This is a genomic window from uncultured Xylophilus sp. (genome assembly GCA_913776965.1).
Taxonomy (GTDB): domain Bacteria; phylum Pseudomonadota; class Gammaproteobacteria; order Burkholderiales; family Burkholderiaceae_C; genus Xylophilus.
Genome location: CAJYQL010000117.1, coordinates 25,097 through 44,417, shown reverse-complemented (window position 1 = coordinate 44,417; position 19,321 = coordinate 25,097). Strand labels below are relative to the sequence as shown.

The 19,321-nt window shown below is 64.7% G+C and carries 17 protein-coding genes and 1 tRNA gene; 5 read left to right on the top strand and 13 right to left on the bottom strand.

Features of this window, described 5'->3' with window-relative positions; translation table 11 throughout:
* Positions 1-52 precede the first annotated feature (52 nt).
* Positions 53-1,597: a GMC family oxidoreductase gene (locus QZ500_RS16445; RefSeq protein ID WP_295856642.1), complete on the bottom strand. Its 1,545-nt coding sequence runs from the start codon at positions 1,595-1,597 to the stop codon at positions 53-55.
* Positions 1,594-2,943 carry an alpha/beta fold hydrolase gene (locus QZ500_RS16440; RefSeq protein WP_295856640.1) on the bottom strand — a complete coding sequence of 450 codons (1,350 nt, stop codon included), beginning with the start codon at positions 2,941-2,943 and terminating at the stop codon, positions 1,594-1,596. The genes QZ500_RS16445 and QZ500_RS16440 overlap by 4 nt, the downstream gene beginning before the upstream one ends.
* 386 nt (positions 2,944-3,329) lie before the next feature.
* Here QZ500_RS16440 and QZ500_RS16435 point away from each other — a divergent pair, with 386 nt between their 5' ends.
* The 5 genes from QZ500_RS16435 (at position 3,330) to QZ500_RS16415 (ending at position 8,718) form a co-directional block, all read left to right on the top strand.
* Positions 3,330-3,713, top strand: a complete 384-nt coding sequence (locus QZ500_RS16435) for a BLUF domain-containing protein (RefSeq protein ID WP_295856638.1) — start codon at positions 3,330-3,332, stop codon at positions 3,711-3,713.
* Between the two features lie 113 nt (positions 3,714-3,826).
* On the top strand, positions 3,827-5,497 hold the full coding sequence (locus QZ500_RS16430) for a histidine kinase famiy protein (RefSeq protein ID WP_295856636.1): 1,671 nt from the start codon (positions 3,827-3,829) through the stop codon (positions 5,495-5,497).
* Positions 5,498-5,899: 402 nt separating this feature from the next.
* A complete protein-coding gene (locus QZ500_RS16425) occupies positions 5,900-7,288 on the top strand; it encodes a diguanylate cyclase (protein ID WP_295856634.1) in 1,389 nt (462 codons plus the stop codon).
* A 524-nt stretch (positions 7,289-7,812) separates the two neighbouring features.
* A complete protein-coding gene (locus tag QZ500_RS16420; RefSeq protein WP_295856632.1) occupies positions 7,813-8,247 on the top strand; it encodes a hypothetical protein in 435 nt (144 codons plus the stop codon).
* A gap of 132 nt (positions 8,248-8,379) precedes the next feature.
* Positions 8,380-8,718, top strand: coding sequence for a BLUF domain-containing protein (locus QZ500_RS16415; RefSeq protein WP_295856630.1), 339 nt, complete (start codon positions 8,380-8,382; stop codon positions 8,716-8,718).
* Positions 8,719-8,842: 124 nt separating this feature from the next.
* Here the strand turns inward: QZ500_RS16415 and QZ500_RS16410 are convergent, their stop codons facing one another.
* From QZ500_RS16410 to QZ500_RS16360, 11 genes are all read right to left on the bottom strand, one after another.
* A complete protein-coding gene (locus tag QZ500_RS16410; RefSeq protein WP_295856627.1) occupies positions 8,843-10,009 on the bottom strand; it encodes a putative zinc-binding metallopeptidase in 1,167 nt (388 codons plus the stop codon).
* A 144-nt stretch (positions 10,010-10,153) separates the two neighbouring features.
* Positions 10,154-11,260 (bottom strand): diguanylate cyclase, encoded by a 1,107-nt coding sequence (locus QZ500_RS16405; protein ID WP_295856626.1) that lies wholly within the window; start codon positions 11,258-11,260, stop codon positions 10,154-10,156.
* A 618-nt stretch (positions 11,261-11,878) separates the two neighbouring features.
* On the bottom strand, positions 11,879-12,010 hold the full coding sequence (locus tag QZ500_RS16400; RefSeq protein WP_295856624.1) for a hypothetical protein: 132 nt from the start codon (positions 12,008-12,010) through the stop codon (positions 11,879-11,881).
* Positions 12,007-12,243 carry a hypothetical protein gene (locus QZ500_RS16395; RefSeq protein WP_295856623.1) on the bottom strand — a complete coding sequence of 79 codons (237 nt, stop codon included), beginning with the start codon at positions 12,241-12,243 and terminating at the stop codon, positions 12,007-12,009. Before QZ500_RS16395 ends, QZ500_RS16400 begins: the two co-directional genes overlap by 4 nt.
* 608 nt (positions 12,244-12,851) lie before the next feature.
* A tRNA-Asn gene (locus tag QZ500_RS16390) sits at positions 12,852-12,927 on the bottom strand.
* Positions 12,928-12,985: 58 nt separating this feature from the next.
* Complete coding sequence (locus QZ500_RS16385) at positions 12,986-14,929, bottom strand: TadG family pilus assembly protein (protein WP_295856621.1); 1,944 nt, start codon at positions 14,927-14,929, stop codon at positions 12,986-12,988.
* Positions 14,930-14,940: 11 nt separating this feature from the next.
* Complete coding sequence (locus QZ500_RS16380; protein ID WP_295856619.1) at positions 14,941-15,255, bottom strand: DUF3613 domain-containing protein; 315 nt, start codon at positions 15,253-15,255, stop codon at positions 14,941-14,943.
* A gap of 29 nt (positions 15,256-15,284) precedes the next feature.
* Positions 15,285-16,040 carry a tetratricopeptide repeat protein gene (locus QZ500_RS16375; RefSeq protein WP_295856618.1) on the bottom strand — a complete coding sequence of 252 codons (756 nt, stop codon included), beginning with the start codon at positions 16,038-16,040 and terminating at the stop codon, positions 15,285-15,287.
* A complete protein-coding gene (locus QZ500_RS16370; RefSeq protein ID WP_295856616.1) occupies positions 16,037-16,984 on the bottom strand; it encodes a type II secretion system F family protein in 948 nt (315 codons plus the stop codon). Before QZ500_RS16370 ends, QZ500_RS16375 begins: the two co-directional genes overlap by 4 nt.
* 25 nt (positions 16,985-17,009) lie before the next feature.
* The gene (locus QZ500_RS16365; protein ID WP_295856615.1) at positions 17,010-17,981 is read right to left on the bottom strand and encodes a type II secretion system F family protein; all 972 of its coding nucleotides are present in this window, start codon (positions 17,979-17,981) and stop codon (positions 17,010-17,012) included.
* The gene (locus QZ500_RS16360) at positions 17,974-19,293 is read right to left on the bottom strand and encodes a CpaF family protein (RefSeq protein WP_295856614.1); all 1,320 of its coding nucleotides are present in this window, start codon (positions 19,291-19,293) and stop codon (positions 17,974-17,976) included. The genes QZ500_RS16365 and QZ500_RS16360 overlap by 8 nt, the downstream gene beginning before the upstream one ends.
* Between the last annotated feature and the right edge of the window lie 28 nt (positions 19,294-19,321).

Below are 19,321 nucleotides of genomic sequence, written 5' to 3'. Positions count from 1 at the left end.
GTAGGCATACAGCGACTGCGCGAGCACATCATGTTGCGCGGCCCCACGTCGATCAGGCTTTCAGGAACCGGTCTGCGGTTCTCAACGAGAGCGCCATGATGGTCAGGGCTGGGTTGGCGATCAACGCGCTGGGAAAAACAGAGTTGTCGCAGATCCAGAGGTTGTCGATATCGAAACTTCGGCCGCCGGCGTCGACCACAGCCGTGTCGCGGTCGGCTCCCATACGACAGGTACCAATGGTGTGCGCCGTGCGGGAGACCGCGATGGTCCTTTTCGCGCCGGCGGCTTGCAGGATGTGGTGCATGAGCCCGATGGCGTGCCGGTCGATGGCTTTTTCGTTCTCGCCTGCGGTGAAATGCACCACGGCCTTCGGTACGCCGTAATCGTCTACTTCTGCCGACAGCGTCAGCCGGTTGCGCTCCGCGGGCAGGCATTCGGCATTGATGCCGACACCGGCCATGAAGCGGTAGTCGTCCATCGCATCAACCAACGGCTGCCCCCATAGCCCCGCGCCGCGCACCAGCGAAGTGGCCAGCGTGGCGGGCATGGCGCCCAGGCTCTGGATGAGATAGCCGCCCGCAAAGTCGACACCGGGCAGACGCACCGTATCTTCTGTGAGCAGGGAGGACGGGTAGCCACGGTAAGAGCGGACTTCGTCGTCAAACCTGCCCCACACTTGTGCGGCGCCATGGGCCATGAAGTTTTTGCCGACCTGGCCACTGCTGTTGGCGAGTCCGGTATGCAGCAGCAGGCGCGGTGTCTCCACACCGCCACCACACAAAAAGACCGCGCTGCAGCGCTGCCGCCGTTCCCGACCCTGACCGCGATAGATGACAGCAGTAATTCTTCCGTCGCCATTGCGCTCGAAACCAGTGACACGACACTCCGTTCGTATTTCGGCGCCTTTTGCGACCGCCAGCGGAAGGTAGGTTGTGTCCATGCTCGCCTTGGATGCATTGCGGCAACCCTGATGGCATGACCCGCAGTTCACGCAGGCCTGACGAAGGCCACCGCCTTCCTGGTGCCAGTCGCGCGAGACCAGCGCGGCCGGGGCGTCCGCGGTGCGGATGCCCAGCGATGCACAACCCCGTGCCATGGCATCGGCCGAGGCATTTCGCTTGGCAGGCGGCAAGGGATACCGCCGCTCCGGATCCCAGGGATAAGCGGCGGGGCCAGAAACGCCGATGAATCGCTCGACCCGCTCAATGTAGGGCAGCAGTTCTGCATGTTCCAGGGGCCAGTCCTCACCAACACCTTGCAATGTTCGGAGCTGCAGGTCGCGTGGATCCGGACGGGGCGTGAAGGCGCCCCAGTGCAGGGTGGAGCCTCCCACACCGATACCGCTGTTGTTCGGCCCGAATGCGGTTGGCGTGGCGCCTCCGCTCAGGCGTTCTTCCATCCAGTTGATGTCGCAACCTTCGGCTTCGTCGGCCACATGGTCGCCGGGCTCCCAATTGCGACCCGCCTCAAAGGCCAGTACACGCAGACCGCGCGCTGCCAGGCTTGCCAGCAGGGGCGCGCCACCTGCTCCGGTGCCGACGACGACAGCATCGACGCACTCGCCATCCTCGAAACGCTGCATTGCGTCGAAGTTCATGACTGCACCTCGATCGACGGTTCCCAGGGTTCGCGTTCTCCCGCTGCCAGGCGTTCGAAACCTTGCTTGCGTACACCGTCTCCGCCGTTGGCGAAGCCATCGAACCCAATCCGCGCCATGGTCGCGGGATGCGCGATCCAGAGTCGTACCAGGTCTGCGCATGCGTCCTGGAACCAGAGCTTCATCTTGTCGGCGGACCAGGCTGGATCATGGTCATCGCCCTGCGCTATGCGATGCAGGCGTGCTATCTGTGCTGGTCCCGGGAGATTTTCGAAGCCTGCGAGCCCATCCAATGCGCGCCTGTATGCGTCAAGGTCGCTGGGCATCTCTGCATGCCGCCAGCCGTCGCCCTTGCCTGCACCTAGTTGTGCATCGAGCCTGATGGCCAGATCGACTTCCGGTCCGCACTGCGGGACGACACACTTTGCGATGGCGCGCAAGGTTTGTAGCTGACTGGAGTTCAGAGCCTTGGCCACGTAGGTTTCCGGGTCTGCAATGGCACGTTTGGCGAGAATGGCGCGCATTCTGCGACTCACGCGCGCGGAGGCGACCGTGCGGGCGAAAGCTGCGGGAATTTGCGGAGCCGCAGTGGCGACGGCATTCCACACATCTCGAATGCCGGCTGCGATCGTCTCGGGTCGTTCGAGCGGCAACATATGTCCAGCGCCTTCGAGCACTCGCACTTCAGCACGCGGGTAGGTCTTGGCATTTGTGCGCAACTGCCCTTGCTCTCCCAGATCGCCATCCTGATCGCCCACCATGATGAGCGCAGGCACATCCAGGCAACCTACTTCCCGTGACCAATCTTCCAGACTCCCACGCTCCAGCCATGCAAGCCAGGCTTGCGGCGCACTGCGAACAATGTCGCTGAGAGCTAACTGATCGCGATAAAAAGGCAACGGCGCGCCAACGTTTTCGTCGATGAACTCGCGTGCAGCTACAGATGTGATCGTTGCCTGTTTGGCCCAGCCAATCATTTTTCGGCGTCGGTCTTCATCCATGGGTTCTGGCGAAACAGGCGAACCCGCCAGCAGTACGACGCCGTTCAGCCCGAACAAGCCGCTTTCGCCGGCAAGCGCACGGGAGGCCACCAGCGTTGCAACCTTGCCTCCCATGCTGTGACCCACCAGGAGCCAACGAGTGGCGCCGCTCGTCCGGATGGCTTGCACTACGACTTCGACCATCCCGTCGACGGTCAGGTCTGGTGATTCGCGTGCATCTCCGAAGCCGGGCAGATCCAGGGCAACGACGTGGAAGTCGTCCTCAAAGTGTCGAACCAGTTCGCCCCATGCCTTTCGGCTGCTGCCGAGTGCATGAAGCAGGAACAAAGTGGGTTTGTGATTCATAGCTGTTGTAATGCTTTATCGGAAAATCGTGAGAGTCCACCAAGTCACGAATTCGTGGTGACTAGTGCTGATGATGGGATCATTTGGCAAAGTCGAAAGCAACCAACTGCACGTTATGCCGGCCGCACTCGAGATGCAGTGCAGTACCGGCAAAAACTTGCCAGCGTTTAATGCCGCCCGACGACGCGGACCAGAGCGGCTGACCGGCCCGTTCTATGAAGCCATGACGCCTGCCGCACGGCGCAGCGCCCTCTGATGTGTGCGCCAAGCGAGGCCGGCTAGGTTTGGTCCTGAAGTTCTACAGAACCGGTAATGTCATTTAACGCACTGCATCTATCTAAGATGCCTGCCAAGCCCACGTAAATCTTCCCGTCCTCTCGCGCCAGATGTACGTCAGCTTTTCGCAATTGGAAGACGGCGAAATGTTGGGGATCCTCGAAGACTCACGGCAGCGCAATGCGCAGCACGGAATTACCAGTGCCCTGATGTCTTGCGGCGAGTACCGTTTCCAGGTGCTGGAAGGTCCCGAATCGCAGGTAGACGCGTTGATGGACCGCATCGAGACAAGCAGCCGGCACAAGCAGATGAAGCGTGTTCTGAAGGAACAGACGGGCGTCCGCCACTATGCGCTGTGGACCATGGGTTACGTCGCACTTCCTCAGGCAGGCCAGTTGTTGATGCCGTTGCTGAAATTCACGGATGAAGAGCGAGCAAAGATCATCAGCAGCATGATGCTGCGCGAACTTCGTCGGGGGCATGGCACTCACTGACCAGCATAGTGGACTGTAAACATGTACAGTCTTTGTGTTCTGCCGTGCCGACAGCAGGCATACCTCCAATCACCTCCGGCACGGCGGGCGTGAGCGGATTGCATCAATAAAAAATGGCAACTTCCAGCGAAAAGCCTCCCATCACCGGCTCTCCGAAGCCCCACGTCAGTTCCCAGGACTCGAGCCCGACAGCGATACGGGACCACCGCAACGACATCTTCTTCGCGGCAATTGAGACGACGCGTATGCCGATGATCGTCACGGACCCGCATAAGCTCGATAACCCGATCATCTTTGCCAATCGCGCCTTCCTGTCGATGACAGGCTACGCGGCCGACGAGATCGTCGGGCTGAACTGCCGATTTCTTCAAGGCCCGAACACTGATCGTCTGACCGTTGCCGGCATTCGTGAAGCGATTGAGCAGCGCCGGGAACACTCCACGGAGATCCTGAACTACCGCAAGGATGGCTCGACCTTTTGGAATGCGCTCTTCCTGTCGCCGGTCTTCAATGAGCGGAAGGAACTGGTCTACTACTTCGCATCGCAGCTCGACGTGAGCCGCCGACGGGACGCCGAAGAAGCACTTGCGCAGTCGCAGAAGATGGAGGCACTCGGGCAGCTGACGGGCGGTATCTCGCACGACTTCAACAATTTGCTGCAGGTGATCGCCGGCCAACTCGACCTGCTCAACTTCAAGCTGCGGGCGCCTGAGATCGACCGGGAAAAGGCTCTTCGCAATGTCGAAGGCGCACGCCAGTCCGTCAGCCGCGCTGCCACCCTTACGCAGCAGTTGCTCGCTTTCTCGCGCAAGCAGCGGCTTGAAGGGCGACCGATCAACCTCAACACGTCTGCCTCGGGCATCGTGGAGATGATCGAGCAGTCCTTCACCAATCGTGCGCCTGACGCGCAGATCACGGTAGACCTTCGCCTCGATCCGACGCTGCGCAACTGCCAGATTGATCCGAGCCAGCTGGAAGTGGCGATGCTTAACGTACTGCTCAACGCACGTGATGCGATGCCCGCAGGCGGCAGCATCACGATCAAGACAGCGAACGTCTCGGTCGAGCGCAGCGACAGCGTGTCGTTCGGCGGGTTGCCCGAAGGCGATTACGTTTCGATCTCCATGACGGATACCGGCGGCGGCATTCCAAAGGAAATTGTTCAGCGGGTGATGGAGCCGTTCTTCACGACCAAGGAAGAAGGCAAGGGCACGGGGCTTGGCCTGTCCATGGTCTACGGCTTCACCAAGCAATCCGGCGGCACCACCCAAATTTATTCCGAAGTGGGTCTTGGCACGACGGTCAGACTGTTCTTCCCGGCCACCGCGTCGGAAGTGCGCGAGGCACACGAAAACTTGCCGCGCATGGGTGTACGCGGCGGGCACGAACGGGTCTTGGTAGTCGATGATCGTCCCGAAGTGGCACAGGTCGCGCAGGATCTGTTGGAAAGCCTGGGTTATCAGGTACAGACGGTCCTGAGCGCACATGAAGCACTGGCCACGGTGGATGCGCTGCCCGCGGACCAGAAACCTCAGCTGCTCTTCACCGACATCATCATGCCTGGCAGCATCAACGGCATCGTGCTGGCGCGGGCGATGCGGGAGAAGGTACCGGGAATTCACGTGCTGCTGACCACCGGCTATGCAGGCGACGTGTCCGCACGGAATGCTGACATGGGTTCGGAGTTTGACGTGATCTTCAAGCCGTATCGCCAGGAGGATCTTGCGCGCAAAGTGCGCATGGTGATCGACGGAGCGACGGGGTCGAACCTGCAGCCAGGGTAATACCCGCGCGTCGGACACTCCTGCCGCAAACACGAGGGATCGTGTGCGACGCCGTTGTTGAACACGTTGTTCAAGTTGGCGTGATGAGTGGCCCTATTCAAGAGCACAGGATGGCGTGGCGTTTGCAACGCCCATCGCAGCGGTGCTCGGCATGCGTGATGTTTTGCCGGGTTAATCTAAGCGGCAGTGCGATCAGGAATGCGTCTTCAAGGTGAAAAAGCGTGCCAACGTTGCTCATCACCATCCTTGTCCCTATGGCAGCACTGCGTTGCTGTATTCATAGACCGGGAGATGGCATCTACGACCGCAGATCTTGCGTATAGCCGCCATTGCAGTCGACTGACTACAGGTATCGAATGTCGACTCGTCCCACCTTCATCATCTTTTTTGAAAGACCTACGTGTGGACTCCGAACAAGACCGTCCCGCAGCGCTCGATGCACTGAACACGCAGATCCTCGCATCGGATGAGATCCTGGATGACATGGTGTGGCTGGCCTGCCAGATATGCGAAACCCCGATTTCGCTCGTAACTCTGCTCGATACAGACCTTCAATACTTCGTTGCGCAGATAGGCGTTGACCAAGGCAGTACGGCTCGGAGTGAAGCGTTCTGCCATTACACGGTCCAGCAGACCGAAATCCTTGAAGTGCCTGATGCCACTGTCGATCCGCGGTTCCAGAATTTCTCGACGGTATCAGGTGAGCCGCATATTCGGTTCTACGCCGGCGCTCCGATTCACGACGCCGACGGATATCCGATAGGAACGCTGTGCGTGCTCGACACGAAAGTACGTGCGCTGGACGCCAGACAGCGAGAGGCGCTCACGCGCCTGTCAAGGCGTACCAGCAGCTACCTCGAAGCCCGCCGGCAAAGCACCGTGGCGCGAGGCCGTGCGAACGCTCTCAAAGAACTGCTGGAGCTTTTGCCCGACGGAATCGTGACCTGCGACGCGGACGGAAGGCTGGGCGAGTTCAATGCGAAAGCCCGCGAATGGCACGGCGTCGATCCACGTGCACTATCTTCCGATGACTGGCCGAAGCACTTCGGGCTCTACGAGGCGTCCGGAGAGCAACTGCTGCAGTCCCACGAAGTGCCGCTGGCACGTGCCTGGTCGGGCGAGCGCGTCCTCGGTCAGGTGATCGTGATTCGCACACCCAACATGGAACCCAGGACCGTCAGCTGCAACGCGATACCTCTGCGTGGAATCGGCCAGGCCATCCTCGGCGCCGCCTGCACCATGCACGACGTCACCGAACAGATCCGCTTGAACCGGATTCTGGAGAAGATGGCCCTCACCGACGAATTGACAGGTCTACCGAACCGGGCAGCCTGGATGTCAGAACTGGACCGTGCACTGGCAAGAGCTCGGCGGCACCACAAGCCACTGACGGTCGGATTTCTCGATCTGGATGGATTCAAGGCCATCAACGATAACTATGGCCATGCCGCGGGAGACGAGGTGCTGCGGCAAGTCAGTCAGCGGCTGCGACAGGCACTGCGAGCGAACGACTACGTGGCGCGCCTAGCCGGCGATGAGTTCGTCATGTGCCTGGAAGACGCAGGAGAGAACACCGGCTGGTTGGAGAAGATCGCCATCAACATCAGTGCGAAGGTCAACATGCCGCTCGAAGTAGGCCAGACGACCATCACGCCCGCATGCAGCATCGGCTTCGCAACCTGCACGCGGTTCCAGACGACTGCCACGCAGCTGATGCAATCGGCCGATGCTGCGATGTACCGGGCAAAGCGGAATCGCCAGCAGCACTTCGCGATGGTCGTCGACGCCTGAGTCCGGTTCCCCTCGACACCATTGTCAGTTTCTCACCCGAGAAACTGACACGCCTGCAACAAAGGTCATCTGTTTCGATTCCTCGGGCCAGAGACCTTAAAGACTGTATGTATTTGCAGTGCTTTTATCGGGGCTGTACATTTAAACAGATTCTGGCGGTTGCGAGCCGCGACTGACCAACTGTTATCGCAAGATCGGTTGAACCCACGGATTAATGGTGCGGTAGGAGCGATTCATGAGAACGCACTACCTTGCCGCAACCACCCAAAAAGCGTATGTCGCTTCTGCAGGCGTTGTCTCACAGCCAATTTCCTTTCAGTTCCCAGCACTCTAAAACCGTTGCCATGGTCCGGTCCTATCTTGCTGCAGGTCTGGTCCCAGGTACGGCCGTCGGAGGCAATGGAATCAAGCCCAGGGCCACGGTCACTGCTCTGACGCGAGAAGGCCATAAAGCGCTTACTGATCTGGCCTCCCATCGTAGGGCGAAGGCGGGATCCAGCTTCCGATAGCCAGCCGGCACTCGTATGGCAACGAGACCTAAAACGTACGAGACCGGCACGTTCTCGGGATTCGCGAGCGACTGGCGGGGCGAGGAATGGGTGGTGTATGCCCGCTGGAAGACTGGCGCCGGCTTCGATTTGGTGGCTGGCACCTGGGTGGCGTCGGAGCGTGGCTCTGTCCGCGGTATCAAGGTACCGATCCTGACGATCGAGTTGGCGCACTATCTCTCGGACTACAGCAATCCGCTTGGAGCACTGCCCGCCTATCCGCGGCAGATGAGAAGTTTTCGCCGTGCGATCGGATCCCGATGGACCTGGGACAACTGGTGGGAGGAGCGCCGGAAGGCACTGTCCACCGATCTCACGCTCGAGGCATTCTGTTTCCAACACGGCTGCAGCATTGCAGCTGCGACGACCTGGAAGCAGAAGTGGCAGCAAGAGGACACGGGCCTCGCGTAGATCTACACGACGGACTCAGGCAGAAACTGAACACGGCCCGCCAGGGCGACTACTCGCGAAGTTATGACGCTACGTCCTACGAATGGACCGTGGCGTATCGACAGACTGGGCAGCATCTACCGAAAGACGCCCATGCCCGCTCAACCTCAACTGTCTCAAGCTTTCTACGCCAGCCGGGTCACCCAGAAAGGCACCCGCGCCGAGGACATCCTCGCAGGGTCGCGTGAACGCAACGCGAAGCTCGGCATCACCGGTGGCCTCGTGTTCACCGGGATCCACTTTTGCCAAGTACTCGAGGGTCCCGAGGAAAACGTCGAAATGCTGCTGAGCAAGATCCGTATGGACCTGCGTCATCAGTCGTTTACCCTGGTCTATCACGAGCCGAAGGCGATCCGCTCCTTTGCGCTCTGGACGATGGGGTATGCCGCCATGCCGTTTGCAGATCAGCTGATCGTTCCATTGATCAATTAACCGAGCCATGCCGATGCGGATTCACTGACGGCCATGCTGCTGCGAATCGTCAAGGCGGATCACGGTTATCACTGATGCCACCGGATCCGGTACTGCAAAGCGGTGTTCGCCGCACCGTTAACGGTCAGCCGCTGATGCCATCCACGACCGCGACCGGCTGGCTGGCCGACCGAATGAGTTCGTGGATGAACTGCAGCTTCGCCACGGCATTTCGCGGCAGCACGAACGGGTAGAAGTCGGGCTGGCCCATGCTGCGGGTCAACTCGTTGAGCGCATTGGTGAGGACGACCCACGAATTGAGGAACGACAGGAAGCCGAATGCGTCCGGGTGGTCGGGCTCCCACAGATCCTGCTGGGTGTAGGGCTCGCTCTCGATCTCCACATTGGTCGCGTCGATGCCGAAGCTGACGGCGGTATCCACCGTATCGGCCATGTGGAGGTAATGGGCCCAGGTTTCCGCCCAGTCTTCCCACGGATGCGTCGTCGCATAGCTCGAGATGAAGGTGAGCGGCCAATCGGCCGGCGGTCCGTTCTCGTAATGGCGCTTCAGGGATTCGCCGTAGTCGACCGATTCATCGCCGAACAGCACACGGTACGGTGCGTGCCATGGCGTATCGAGCACCAGGCGGTCCCAGTAGTAGTGGCCCACCTCATGGCGGAAATGACCCAGGAGCGTCCGATACGACTCGTGCATCTCGGCGCGGATTTCTTCCCGCTGGGCGTCGTCCGCTTCGGCGATGTTCAGCGTGATGCGGCCCTCGTCATGACCGGTCAGGACCTTGGGGCCATCGGGCAGCTGCTCGAGCATGTCGAACACCAGGCCGTTCGGCCGCTCTTTGCGCGTCTCGATCGGTAGGGCCAGGGCGAGGAGCTGGGACAGCAGTCGGCGCTTCGCCAGTTCCAGCCGTCCCCACAGTTCGCGATTCACCTCCTTCGACAGGTCGGGGATGGTATCGGTCGTGCTGCAGGACAGGCAGAACGAGGGCGTCAGGTTGCCGGGCACCTGCCGGTGTTCCTGCGTTCCGCCCGGGATGAGCCAGTTGCACGATGCGGGCGACTCCAGGTTGGCGCACCGGTGGACGATTCGGCCGCTCGTGTCGCCTGCGATGGACCAGTCGCCGGATGCAGGGCCGGGCTCGAGCGCCACGACGGTTCGCAGTACCGGGTCGTACCCTAAGGAGTGGCCGCAGTTTAGGCACAGGGAATTGCGCAGGAAGACAGGCTTGCCGCAGACGCACCGGTAGGACCGGCTGGTGGTGGGGCCGACGGCGGAGATGAGGTTGGAAGGCATGGCGGGTGTGAATAGGAGTTCCCGCCATGTTCGTTGCCAGGGTAGTCCGACTACGTAGGCGAAAGGCTCGCAACTCAACAACGGAGGTCGTATCCTGGGTGCAGCCGACTGAACAACAACAACTGTCAGTGCATCGATTCGCGCTTAGACCGCAGGCCCAACATTGACCGGCTGCAGAACTGCATCGCACTCGTCGAAAAACTCGAATCCGCCCCGTCGAGTCTCCTTGATGCTGTACAGCGCCGCATCTGCACGCTCCAGCCACTCTCCAGCGTTGAGAAATTCCGACCGATATGCAGCGGCGCCGATGCTGCAAGAAATCTCTCCAAACCCATCGGTAGGCCGACGTTCGTTCATCAGGACGCGTTGAAGCCGCGCAGCGAAGGCTTCCGCATCCTGCCGGTCCGCATCGATCAGCAACATCACGAACTCATCCCCGCCGTACCGCCCGCACATGTCTCCGCGACGAGTGGCCGAACGAAGGGCGAAGCCGAAACGCCGGATCGCCGCATCCCCTGCGGCATGCCCAAAAGCATCGTTGACGTTCTTGAAATGGTCGAGGTCGATGATCATGAGCACCGCGAAGAACCGACCGCCCGTCTCCGCTTTGGCCTTGGCAAAGCGCTTCCACAGGTGGGTCTCGAACGTCCCGCGATTCATCACGCCCGACAGCGAATCCACCTCCGCCGCCACCTGCAGCTCATCGCGCTTGCGCTGTAGCCGGGTGGAGACGTCCCACATCGTCGCGCCGAAGGCGGTGAAGTAGATCAGCAGTACAGCCATCGACGCGTATTGAACCTCGAGGCTGGATCCGGGATTGAATTTCCAGGGCAGAAGCGCGGCGCCGATGGCGATACCTGCGGCGACGCCGAGGAAGCCGCGGCGCCACATGTTCCAGCCGCCGACTGCGATGTTGTTCATCGCGACGATGGTGAAAGCCGTCGCACTCGGGACAATGTTGGCGCCCGTCGCATAGATGGCAAAACTGACGAGTGCAGCGTCGATCAGGAGATTCCGCCGCTCCGCGCGACCTGGGCGATGGGCGCGAGAGGAAATCTGGAACGCGATGTGGGGCCAGACATAGGCTCCGAAGATGAAGACTAACCACACCCACCGAGGTGCGCCGTGCTCTCCGAGTGCCACCGCCATTCCCAGGCAGCCCAGTCCGAAGCCTAGAGCACGCGGCAGGTATATCTGCCTTGGGAGGTGACCTGCACGCTTTCGGCGGTCTAACGGATAGGAGGTGGTCATGATTTCTTCGTTGAATCACAAACTACCGTGAGACGTCAGAAGAATATCCGCGATGTTGAGGGGCAGGTGACGAGCGGTGTAACCGCTGCGCAATGAGGCTATGTCCAAGGTGCGTAGTGGGTTCCACAGCCGTTCAGCAGGCGCCGATGCGGCCATGTGGACCGGCATGCGCGGCTGCAGGCGGAGGCGCCTCAAGCCGACGACATGCGGGATCTTGGGCGCACCGACCAAGGCAATCGGACGGCCGCCAGCGGCGAGCGGTGCCAGCAAGGGACCGACAAGCCGCCATTCGAGGACGGCCGGCTGCGCAGTGAGGCATTCGGTCAGCGCATTGCAGGGCCAGCCACCGCCCGGTAGCTCGGCATCCAGCGCAGGCCAGCTGGTGGGGACGATACGGGAATGCAGGGGCTTGATGTCGGAGCGGCGCTAGAGGCCCTCGATCGCGGCCAGCGCATTATCTGCACTGCGGCCGGGTGCAGTGGGCGAGAGCAGAAGAAGCTGGGCAGACATGGATATGCGTACACCTGTATTTGCATACAGTTTAAAGCATTCGCCATGGCGGGCAGCGGGATTTACAGCCGCGTTTTGCAACCGCCGTAGCTTGCATGCAAGTGCACGTCAGTGGAGGCCTCCCGTCCCGCGGCACCTTTGCCACCAGTTGGCGCCCCACTCGCGCTGGATGAAGCGTTTATTGTGGCGGGAGGCGGCGAGGATGCCGCCGGCCTGCTTGATCTCCTTGAGGCGGATCATTGGTCCACTCCCAGGAGCTTGCGGATCTCAGCGACCTTCCAGGCGAGGCGGCCGTGGACACGTACAGGGCGGATCGGCCCGTTCTCGAGGGAGGCCCAGGCCCGCAGGGTCTGGGGCTGGCGATTGAGGTAGAAGGCTGCGAGGCCGGTGTCGACAGTCGGGCTGGTTACACCGTCGAGCGGCGGAAAAGCGCGGGAAGATGCAGGGTCTGGCGAAGCGGAAGGGATGCGCACGGTGGGCTCCAACTGAGTTGATGGAGCCTCAAGTTTGATCAAGTTCCTTAGGCATCTTTGGTAATCTGTCCACTGAGAAGCACCCCTTTGTATTTAAAAGATCTCTTAAGAATCAATGGCTTAGGTCATACGCAGCCTATGGCAGCTCATTTGCCCGCGAAAAGGCTTGGATTGCCGTCGTAACCTGTTGATTAGATTGCCTTTTCCTTCAACTTCGACCTGCATCTCGACCACCATGTTCTGGGTGGTGTAAGCGTTGCGGTCATTGAAGACGACCAACTGCGTGACGCTGGCAAAGCCTACAGAGCATAGGCTTTAGGTAAGCGCCGTGACCGTTCGACGCGGTCTTACGTCAAGAATGTGCGGGTCGACGTCCAACACGCGTTTTGATCAGGTCAGCCGGGACCGTCGCTCGGATGCCCTTTCGTCTCGGGCGCAGCTCAGAAACAAGCTTGAGCTGTACCGCTCCACAATCCGCACACGCTTCATCGTCAGGCAATTGAAGGTTGTGCAAACGGCCTTACATCCGCCCCTACATGCAAGTGCGCAGGAAAAAAGCCTGCTATGCAAAACATAGCAGGCTTTGTCAGCGCCTTGCGGCTTATAGGTGGCTCCTCGACCTGGGCTCGAACCAGGGACCTACGGATTAACAGTCCGGCGCTCTACCGACTGAGCTATCGAGGAACAAGCCCACGAGTATAGCGTGGTTTCGGGCCTTTTCTGCGCGGAGGCGGTCGAGCGCTCAGTGCACCAGTTCCACGTCCTTGCCGCAGCTGAGGTTGGCGCCGACGCCGACCTGCGCCAGGTCGATGCCCAGGGCGGTCTGCAGCACCGCCACCAGCCGGTCCAGCAGCGGCGCCAGCAGGGCGTCCACCAGGGATCGGACCGCCACGGCAGCGCTGCCCACCAGCTGCGTCGCACTGCCGATGGCCTCCCCCAGCGCATTGGGCGCGGCCGTGTTGTACCGGTAGGTCTGCAGCTGCACGCCGGTCAGCGTGCTGCGCAGGCTCGCGGCGATCTGCGTGGTGGAGAAGGTCTGGAATGCGGGTGGACGGCCGATCTCCGGCGGGTCGTTCCAGCGGGCGAGGGTGGCCGTACTCGCCACCTGGGCCGCCGCGGCCAAGCCGGTGCGGGAATAGGGCGCCCAGGCGTCGCAGCTCCAGACCAGGCCGAGAAGCGTCTTGGTGCATCTGCGGGTTTCCACGTCCAGGACCGGGATCGGCGTCATCGCGGGCGGCGCAGAAGAGGCGATCGCCGCGGTCTGCTGGGCCGCCGTCATCGAGCCGATCCTCAGGCTGGCCGCGGCGGTGTTCGCCTGGGCGGTCAGCGCGCGGCTCGCGCTCCGGCAGTCCACGTCGGTGACGTGGGTCTCCGCCTGGGCCACTTCCAGGTGGACGCTCAGGTTCGCGGTGGCCGGCACCGGCACCGCGCGGGTCTCGGTGGTGGTGCAGCTCACCACGCACAGCACGGCACCCAGGTCCAGCCGCAACACGCTGTTGAGCAGGCCGGTCACCGGCGCCAGCAGGTTGCCGACCGCCGACAGCAGGCCGGGCACCACCGCCAGCGCCGGGGCGTCGGCGGTCAGCAGGGTGCGGACCTGGGCGGTGCGCACCTGGATGCCGTCCGGACCGAGCGGCTGCAGCCGGGCGCGTTCGGGGTCGCCGATCGCGAACTGCGGTGCCTCGATCACCCGGGTCCGCAGCCGGACCGATGCCAGGCCGGGAATGGTGGCGAGCGGCACGTCCGCCGTCAGGGCCGAGCGACGGTTGGCGAGCTGCGCGAGCATCTGCGCCAGCTGGAAAGCCTGGATGTCCGCCTGCAGGGCCGACGAGGGCGTGCGGCCGGCGACGGTGAGCAGGTCGCCCAGCCGCAGCACCGTGCCGCTGCCGGCCAGGCCCTGCAGCGCCTGCAGCGCCCCCACCGCATCGGCGGCCGGGCGGCTTGTGCCCTGGCGGCGCAGCACGTCGATCGCGCCCTGCAGAAGTTCGTTCAGCCGCATGTCGGTCGCCAGCACCCGGTCCACCTGGCCTGCGCCGATGCCGAGGTTCACGCCCAGCTGGTCGATGTAGTCGAGCAGGCGGATCTGGCTGTCCACCAGCCCCTGCCATCCTGCGGCACTCACCGCGATCAACCCGCCGAGCAGGCTGCCGAGCACGGCGTTGAGCATGCCGCCGTCCACCGCGACCAGGGTGCTGCGGATCGTGAGGGCGGCCCGTGGCCGCGCCCGCGCGCCGGTGCCCCGGGCCGAGACAGTGCGCGCCGCGCTGCCGCTCGCGAAGACGAAGAAGTACGGCACCTGCCGTTCCAGCCGCACCCGTGCCGCATTGAACGGCTGGCGCGCCGCCTGAAAATACTGCACCGCGCCGCCTGCCGACGGGCCGGCGTTCTCGCTGCGCGGGTCCCACAGGCCGCATTCGACGACGAGCGTGTCGGCAGGCCGCGCGCCGTTGCGGACCGCGTTGTCGCGCGCATGGTCGGCGCACTGGGCCGCTTCGGCACTCGCGCCGGCCAGCGCGGCCAGGTCCGCGATCCGCTGCACCTCGCGCTGTTGCCAGAACACGTGGCCGATGTCGATCGCCATCAGGCAGGTGGCCGCCACTCCGATCCAGAGGGCTCCCAGTACCCCGATGGCCCCGCGCGCGTCGCGGCGCCGTGCCTGGGCGGGAAGCGGGGGCCGGCGACGCACGGACGCGCTACCTATCGGGAGGATTCAACACCCGCAACGGTCGGTGTGAAGCTGGGCGGAATCGGCTGCTTGAAGGTGTCGAGGTACCGCTGGTAGCTGAGCCCCGCGACGTCCCCCGCGATCGGGCGCGGCGTGGTCGATGCGGCACTGCCGCCGGACTGCAAGTCGCGCAACGCCCGCGCAGCGTCGCCGATGCGTGCTCCCGGCTGCGGGACCGAAGACGACGCTAGCACCGCGGCCGGGCGGTCGGCCGGCTGCGCGTGGGCGGCGACGGTCGCCGTCAAGACGACCAGTACGGGGGCGAGGCGGTGAAGCGGCGAGGGCATAGGTCGTCCTTTCGACAACGGCGGTGCAATCAGGGGCTGGTCGACGCGGAACCGCCATCGGCGCGCAGGCGGCGGGCTTCCGCACGGATACCGGCGCGGACTGGCCCGGTCATGCGCTGCTCGGCCATCAGCGTTTCGGCCGGCGCCGCCTGCTGTCGCACCAGCAGATAGAGCGCCAGGTTGGCCGCCACCTTGGGATGGTCCGGCCGCAGTTCGCGGGCCTGCATCAGCGGCATGCGGGCGTCGTCGAGCCGGCCCGCCCGCAGCAGGGCGTAGCCCAGGTCGCTCAGCAGCAGGGCGTCGGTCGGCAGGCGCTGGCGCGCTTTGTCGAGGTGCTCCGCCGCTTGATTGAAATCGCCGTCCGCCGCGGCTAGCAGGCCCAGCCCGCGCCAGCCGGCCGCTGCGTCCGTCGAGCTCTGCGTCAGCCGGCGGTAGAGCGCTGCGCTGTCGGCGGCGCGGCCGGTCTGCCGCAGCGCATCGGCCCGCAGCGCGGTCGAATCGTCGCCGGCGCCGTGGCGCTGCTCCAGCGCATCGAGATGCGCGAGCGATGCGTACCAGAGTCCCTGCTCCTGCATCCGTGCCACCAGCGCCAGGTACGGGCCGCGTCCGTCCGCCGGGACCGCCGGTGGTTCGGCCGCGGCCGGGGGAGCCCGGTCGGCCGGGGCCAGGCCGTAGCCGGACTTCGGCGCTGCGGTGCAGCCGGCCAGCGCAGCCAGCACGGCCAGCAGGACGAGTGCGGGCAGCGTCCGGTGCCTCCGAAGGCAAGAGGGGAAAAGAGTGCTCATGTGCCGATGCGCCCCAGGGCGCGGATGATCGCGAGGAAGCCGGGGCCGGCGGTGACGATGACCAGTGCGGGCAGCAGCGTGGTCACCATCACGGCGGTCATCTGGACCGTGATGCGGCCGATGCGGGCCTTCATGCCGGCGCGCCGGGCTTCCCGCAGCCGCTCGCCGAACTGCCGCAGCGGCTCCTGCACCGGGCCGCCGTGGCGGTCGGTCTGCACGATCAGCGCGACCAACGCCGCCAGCGCATCGTTGCCGTGCAGCGTGGCCAGCCGCTGCAGCGACTGTTCGCGGCTGCGGCCCTGGCGGTACTGGCGGTCGGCCAGCACCAGTTCCGGCCCGAGCACCCGCAGCACCGTGTCGAATTCCTCGGCGATCACCTGCAGACTCTGGTCGATCCCGAGGCCCACGCCCTGCAGCAGCCGCAGCAGGTCCACCAGCAGGGGCAGTTCGTCCTCCACCCGCCGGCGCCGCGCCGCCGCGCGGCGCACGATCCACCATTTCGGTGCCATGAAGCCGGTGCCGACCGCCACCGCCAGGGCGAGCGTGCCGAAACCGCCGGCGACCACACCCGGCAGCAGCAGCCACAGCGCCAGCGGCAGCAGCGGCGTGAGCACCAACCGCGCTCCCAGCAGGGCCAGTTGCGCCGGCACCGCCGGATAACCGCACTGCTGGATCAGCCGGCGGTCCTCGTCCGCCACCAGCCACCGTCCGAGCGCATGCTCCAGCCACCGGGCCGGCAGCGCCCGGCGGCCCCCGTCCGCGCCGGCGTCCGAAGCGGCGGGCGGCGCTTCGTCCTCGTCGAGCGGCACCGACTCGACGGTCGTGTGCAGCAGCCGGTCGATCGCCGCGCGGGTCCGGCGGCGCTCGCGGTCGCGTGCCAGCAGCAGGCCGGCGGCCAGCAGCGCGGCCAGGGCGAGCAGCGTCGCAGCCAGGACGAGGAGCATGCGGGCGGTCGGGTCCATCGCGGCTTCAGTCCAGGCGGGCCAGCCGGTACAGCAGAACCGCACCGGTCGCCTGCAGCGCCAGCGCACCCAGCAGCAGCCACCGGCCGGTGGGGTCGGCCCACATGCGGGCGAAATAGCCCGCATTGAGCACCACGATCGCGCTGCCGACCAGCACCGGCAGCAGGCCGAGCACACAGGCCGACAGCCGTGTCTCGGCCGACATGGCCGCCAGCTCCTGCTCGGCCTGTTCGCGGTCGCGCATGAAGGCGGCCATGCGCTCGAGTACCAGATCCGCCCGGCCGCCATAGCGCAGGCCCAGTCCGGTGATGGACGCGAGCAGGTGGAGTTCGGGAATGCCGCTGCCGCGCGCCGACTGCGCCAGCGCCTGGTCCAGGTCCACGCCGGCACGTACCAGGGCTGCGGCGTTGCCCAGCTGGTCCGCGAGCGGTGCCCGCGCACCGGCGAGCGCCTGCGGAAACGCTGACTGCAGGGAGTGGCCGATGGTGACCAGCCGCACCAGCATGTCGAGAAAGGCCGGCAGCTGCGCGACGATGCGCTGGCGGCGCCGCTGCCGGCGCAGCCCGGCCGCGAAGGCCGACAGCAGGCCGGTTGCCACCAGTGCTCCGGCGGCGGCCGGCAAACCGCCGAAGGCGCCCGCGAGCGCCGCAGACGCCGCTGCCAGCAGCGCCGCGAGGCCCGCCGCGCGGACATCGACGGCGTCGACCAGTCCATCCGGTAAGGCGCTGCGCCAGCGGGCGGCCAGCGGCGCCGCCACCAGCGAGCGTTCCGCGCCGGCCGCGCCGGCCGAGCCGACGGGCCGCCAGGCACCGTCGGGGCCGTCGTCGACCGCGATGCCGCTGTCGCGGAAATGGGCGTCGAGCCGCCGCGTGGTGGCCTGTCGTGCGCGCTGGTTCTCCGCCGCGCGCCACAACAGCAGTGCGCCCGCTGCGCACAGCAACGCCAGCGCCGCCAGCAGCAGCCCGACCGCGTTAGCCATGGCGCGGATGCAACGGAGCCGTTGGAACCTGCCGGCGCCGCTGCTGCTGCAGCTTGGGCGAGCTCGGCGGTATGCCCAGCGACACCCAGCGTTCGCGCTCCTCGCCGCGCGGGCCGGTCTGCTGCTCGAAGCGGTAGAGCTCCTGCATCGCGACCACGCTGTCGTTCATGCCGGTGACTTCGGTGAGCGACAGGATGCGGCGCTGGCCGCCCGGCAGCCGGCCGATCTGCAGGACGAAGTCGATCGCGTGGGCGATCTGCCGCCGCAGGCTGGTCTCGCTGCCCTGGTAGCCGGCGAAGCCCGCGAGCATCTCCAGCCGGTGCAGGCATTCGCGCGGCGAGCTGGCGTGGATCGTGCCCATCGAGCCGTCGTGGCCGGTGTTCATCGCCTGCATCATCTCGATCACCTCGGTGCCGCGCACCTCGCCGACGATGATCCGGTCGGGCCGCATCCGCAGGCTGTTGCGCAGCAGGTCGCGGATCGAGACGGCGCCGGCGCCCTCGAAGCCCCCGGGCCGGCTTTCGAGTCGCACGACATGCGGATGGCTCAGCGCCAGCTCGGCCGTGTCCTCGATCGTCACCACCCGTTCGTGCGCGGGGATGTAGCTGGCGAGCGCATTCAGCAGCGAGGTCTTGCCCGAGCTGGTGCCGCCGCTGACCAGGATGTTGCAGCGCGCCTGTACCGCCTGCTCCAGCAGCCGCGCCATGTCGTCGTCCAGCGTGCCGAGCTGGACCAGGTCCGCCGGCCGCAGCGGCTCCTTCCGGAACTTGCGGATCGACACCGCCGGCCCGTCGATCACCAGCGGTTCGATCACCACGTTGATCCGGCCGCCGTCGGGCAGCCGCGCATCCACCATCGGGTTGGATTCGTCGAGCCGCCGGCCGATCGGCGCGAGGATGCGCCGCACGATGCGCAGCAGGTGATCGTCGTCGGTGAAGCGCAGCGTCTCGCGCTGCAGCACGCCGTGGCGCGAGACATAGACCTGCTGGTGGCCGTTGATCAGGATGTCCTCGACCGCCGGATCCGCCAGCAGGTCTTCCAGCGGACCGAAGCCGGCCAGTTCCTTGGTGAGCGCCTCCACGACCTGCCGGCTTTCGCGGTCGTTGACCGGGATGCGGTGCAGCCGCACGAAGGCGTCGAGCTCGGTTTCCACGAACTGGCGGATCGTGGCCCGCGACCAGCGGCCGAAGGCGGCGCCGAGTTCCTCGATGCGGCCGAGCAGATGGTCGTGCGCCCGCGCTAGGATGTCCTGGAACTGCTGCGACTGCTGGAAGACCCGCCGGTCGTCCGCGAATTCGAAATCGGGATGCATGCCGTCTCCGCCGATAGTGGGCGCGCCG

Coding starts and splice junctions, on each gene's coding strand:
- QZ500_RS16445 (WP_295856642.1), bottom strand. CDS start 1,597: ATGAACTTCGACGCAATGCAGCGTTTCGAGGATGGCGAGTGCGTCGAT.
- QZ500_RS16440 (WP_295856640.1), bottom strand. CDS start 2,943: ATGAATCACAAACCCACTTTGTTCCTGCTTCATGCACTCGGCAGCAGC.
- QZ500_RS16435 (WP_295856638.1), top strand. CDS start 3,330: ATGTACGTCAGCTTTTCGCAATTGGAAGACGGCGAAATGTTGGGGATC.
- QZ500_RS16430 (WP_295856636.1), top strand. CDS start 3,827: ATGGCAACTTCCAGCGAAAAGCCTCCCATCACCGGCTCTCCGAAGCCC.
- QZ500_RS16420 (WP_295856632.1), top strand. CDS start 7,813: ATGGCAACGAGACCTAAAACGTACGAGACCGGCACGTTCTCGGGATTC.
- QZ500_RS16415 (WP_295856630.1), top strand. CDS start 8,380: ATGCCCGCTCAACCTCAACTGTCTCAAGCTTTCTACGCCAGCCGGGTC.
- QZ500_RS16410 (WP_295856627.1), bottom strand. CDS start 10,009: ATGCCTTCCAACCTCATCTCCGCCGTCGGCCCCACCACCAGCCGGTCC.
- QZ500_RS16405 (WP_295856626.1), bottom strand. CDS start 11,260: ATGACCACCTCCTATCCGTTAGACCGCCGAAAGCGTGCAGGTCACCTC.
- QZ500_RS16400 (WP_295856624.1), bottom strand. CDS start 12,010: ATGATCCGCCTCAAGGAGATCAAGCAGGCCGGCGGCATCCTCGCCGCC.
- QZ500_RS16380 (WP_295856619.1), bottom strand. CDS start 15,255: ATGCCCTCGCCGCTTCACCGCCTCGCCCCCGTACTGGTCGTCTTGACG.
- QZ500_RS16375 (WP_295856618.1), bottom strand. CDS start 16,040: ATGAGCACTCTTTTCCCCTCTTGCCTTCGGAGGCACCGGACGCTGCCC.
- QZ500_RS16370 (WP_295856616.1), bottom strand. CDS start 16,984: ATGCTCCTCGTCCTGGCTGCGACGCTGCTCGCCCTGGCCGCGCTGCTG.
- QZ500_RS16365 (WP_295856615.1), bottom strand. CDS start 17,981: ATGGCTAACGCGGTCGGGCTGCTGCTGGCGGCGCTGGCGTTGCTGTGC.
- QZ500_RS16360 (WP_295856614.1), bottom strand. CDS start 19,293: ATGCATCCCGATTTCGAATTCGCGGACGACCGGCGGGTCTTCCAGCAG.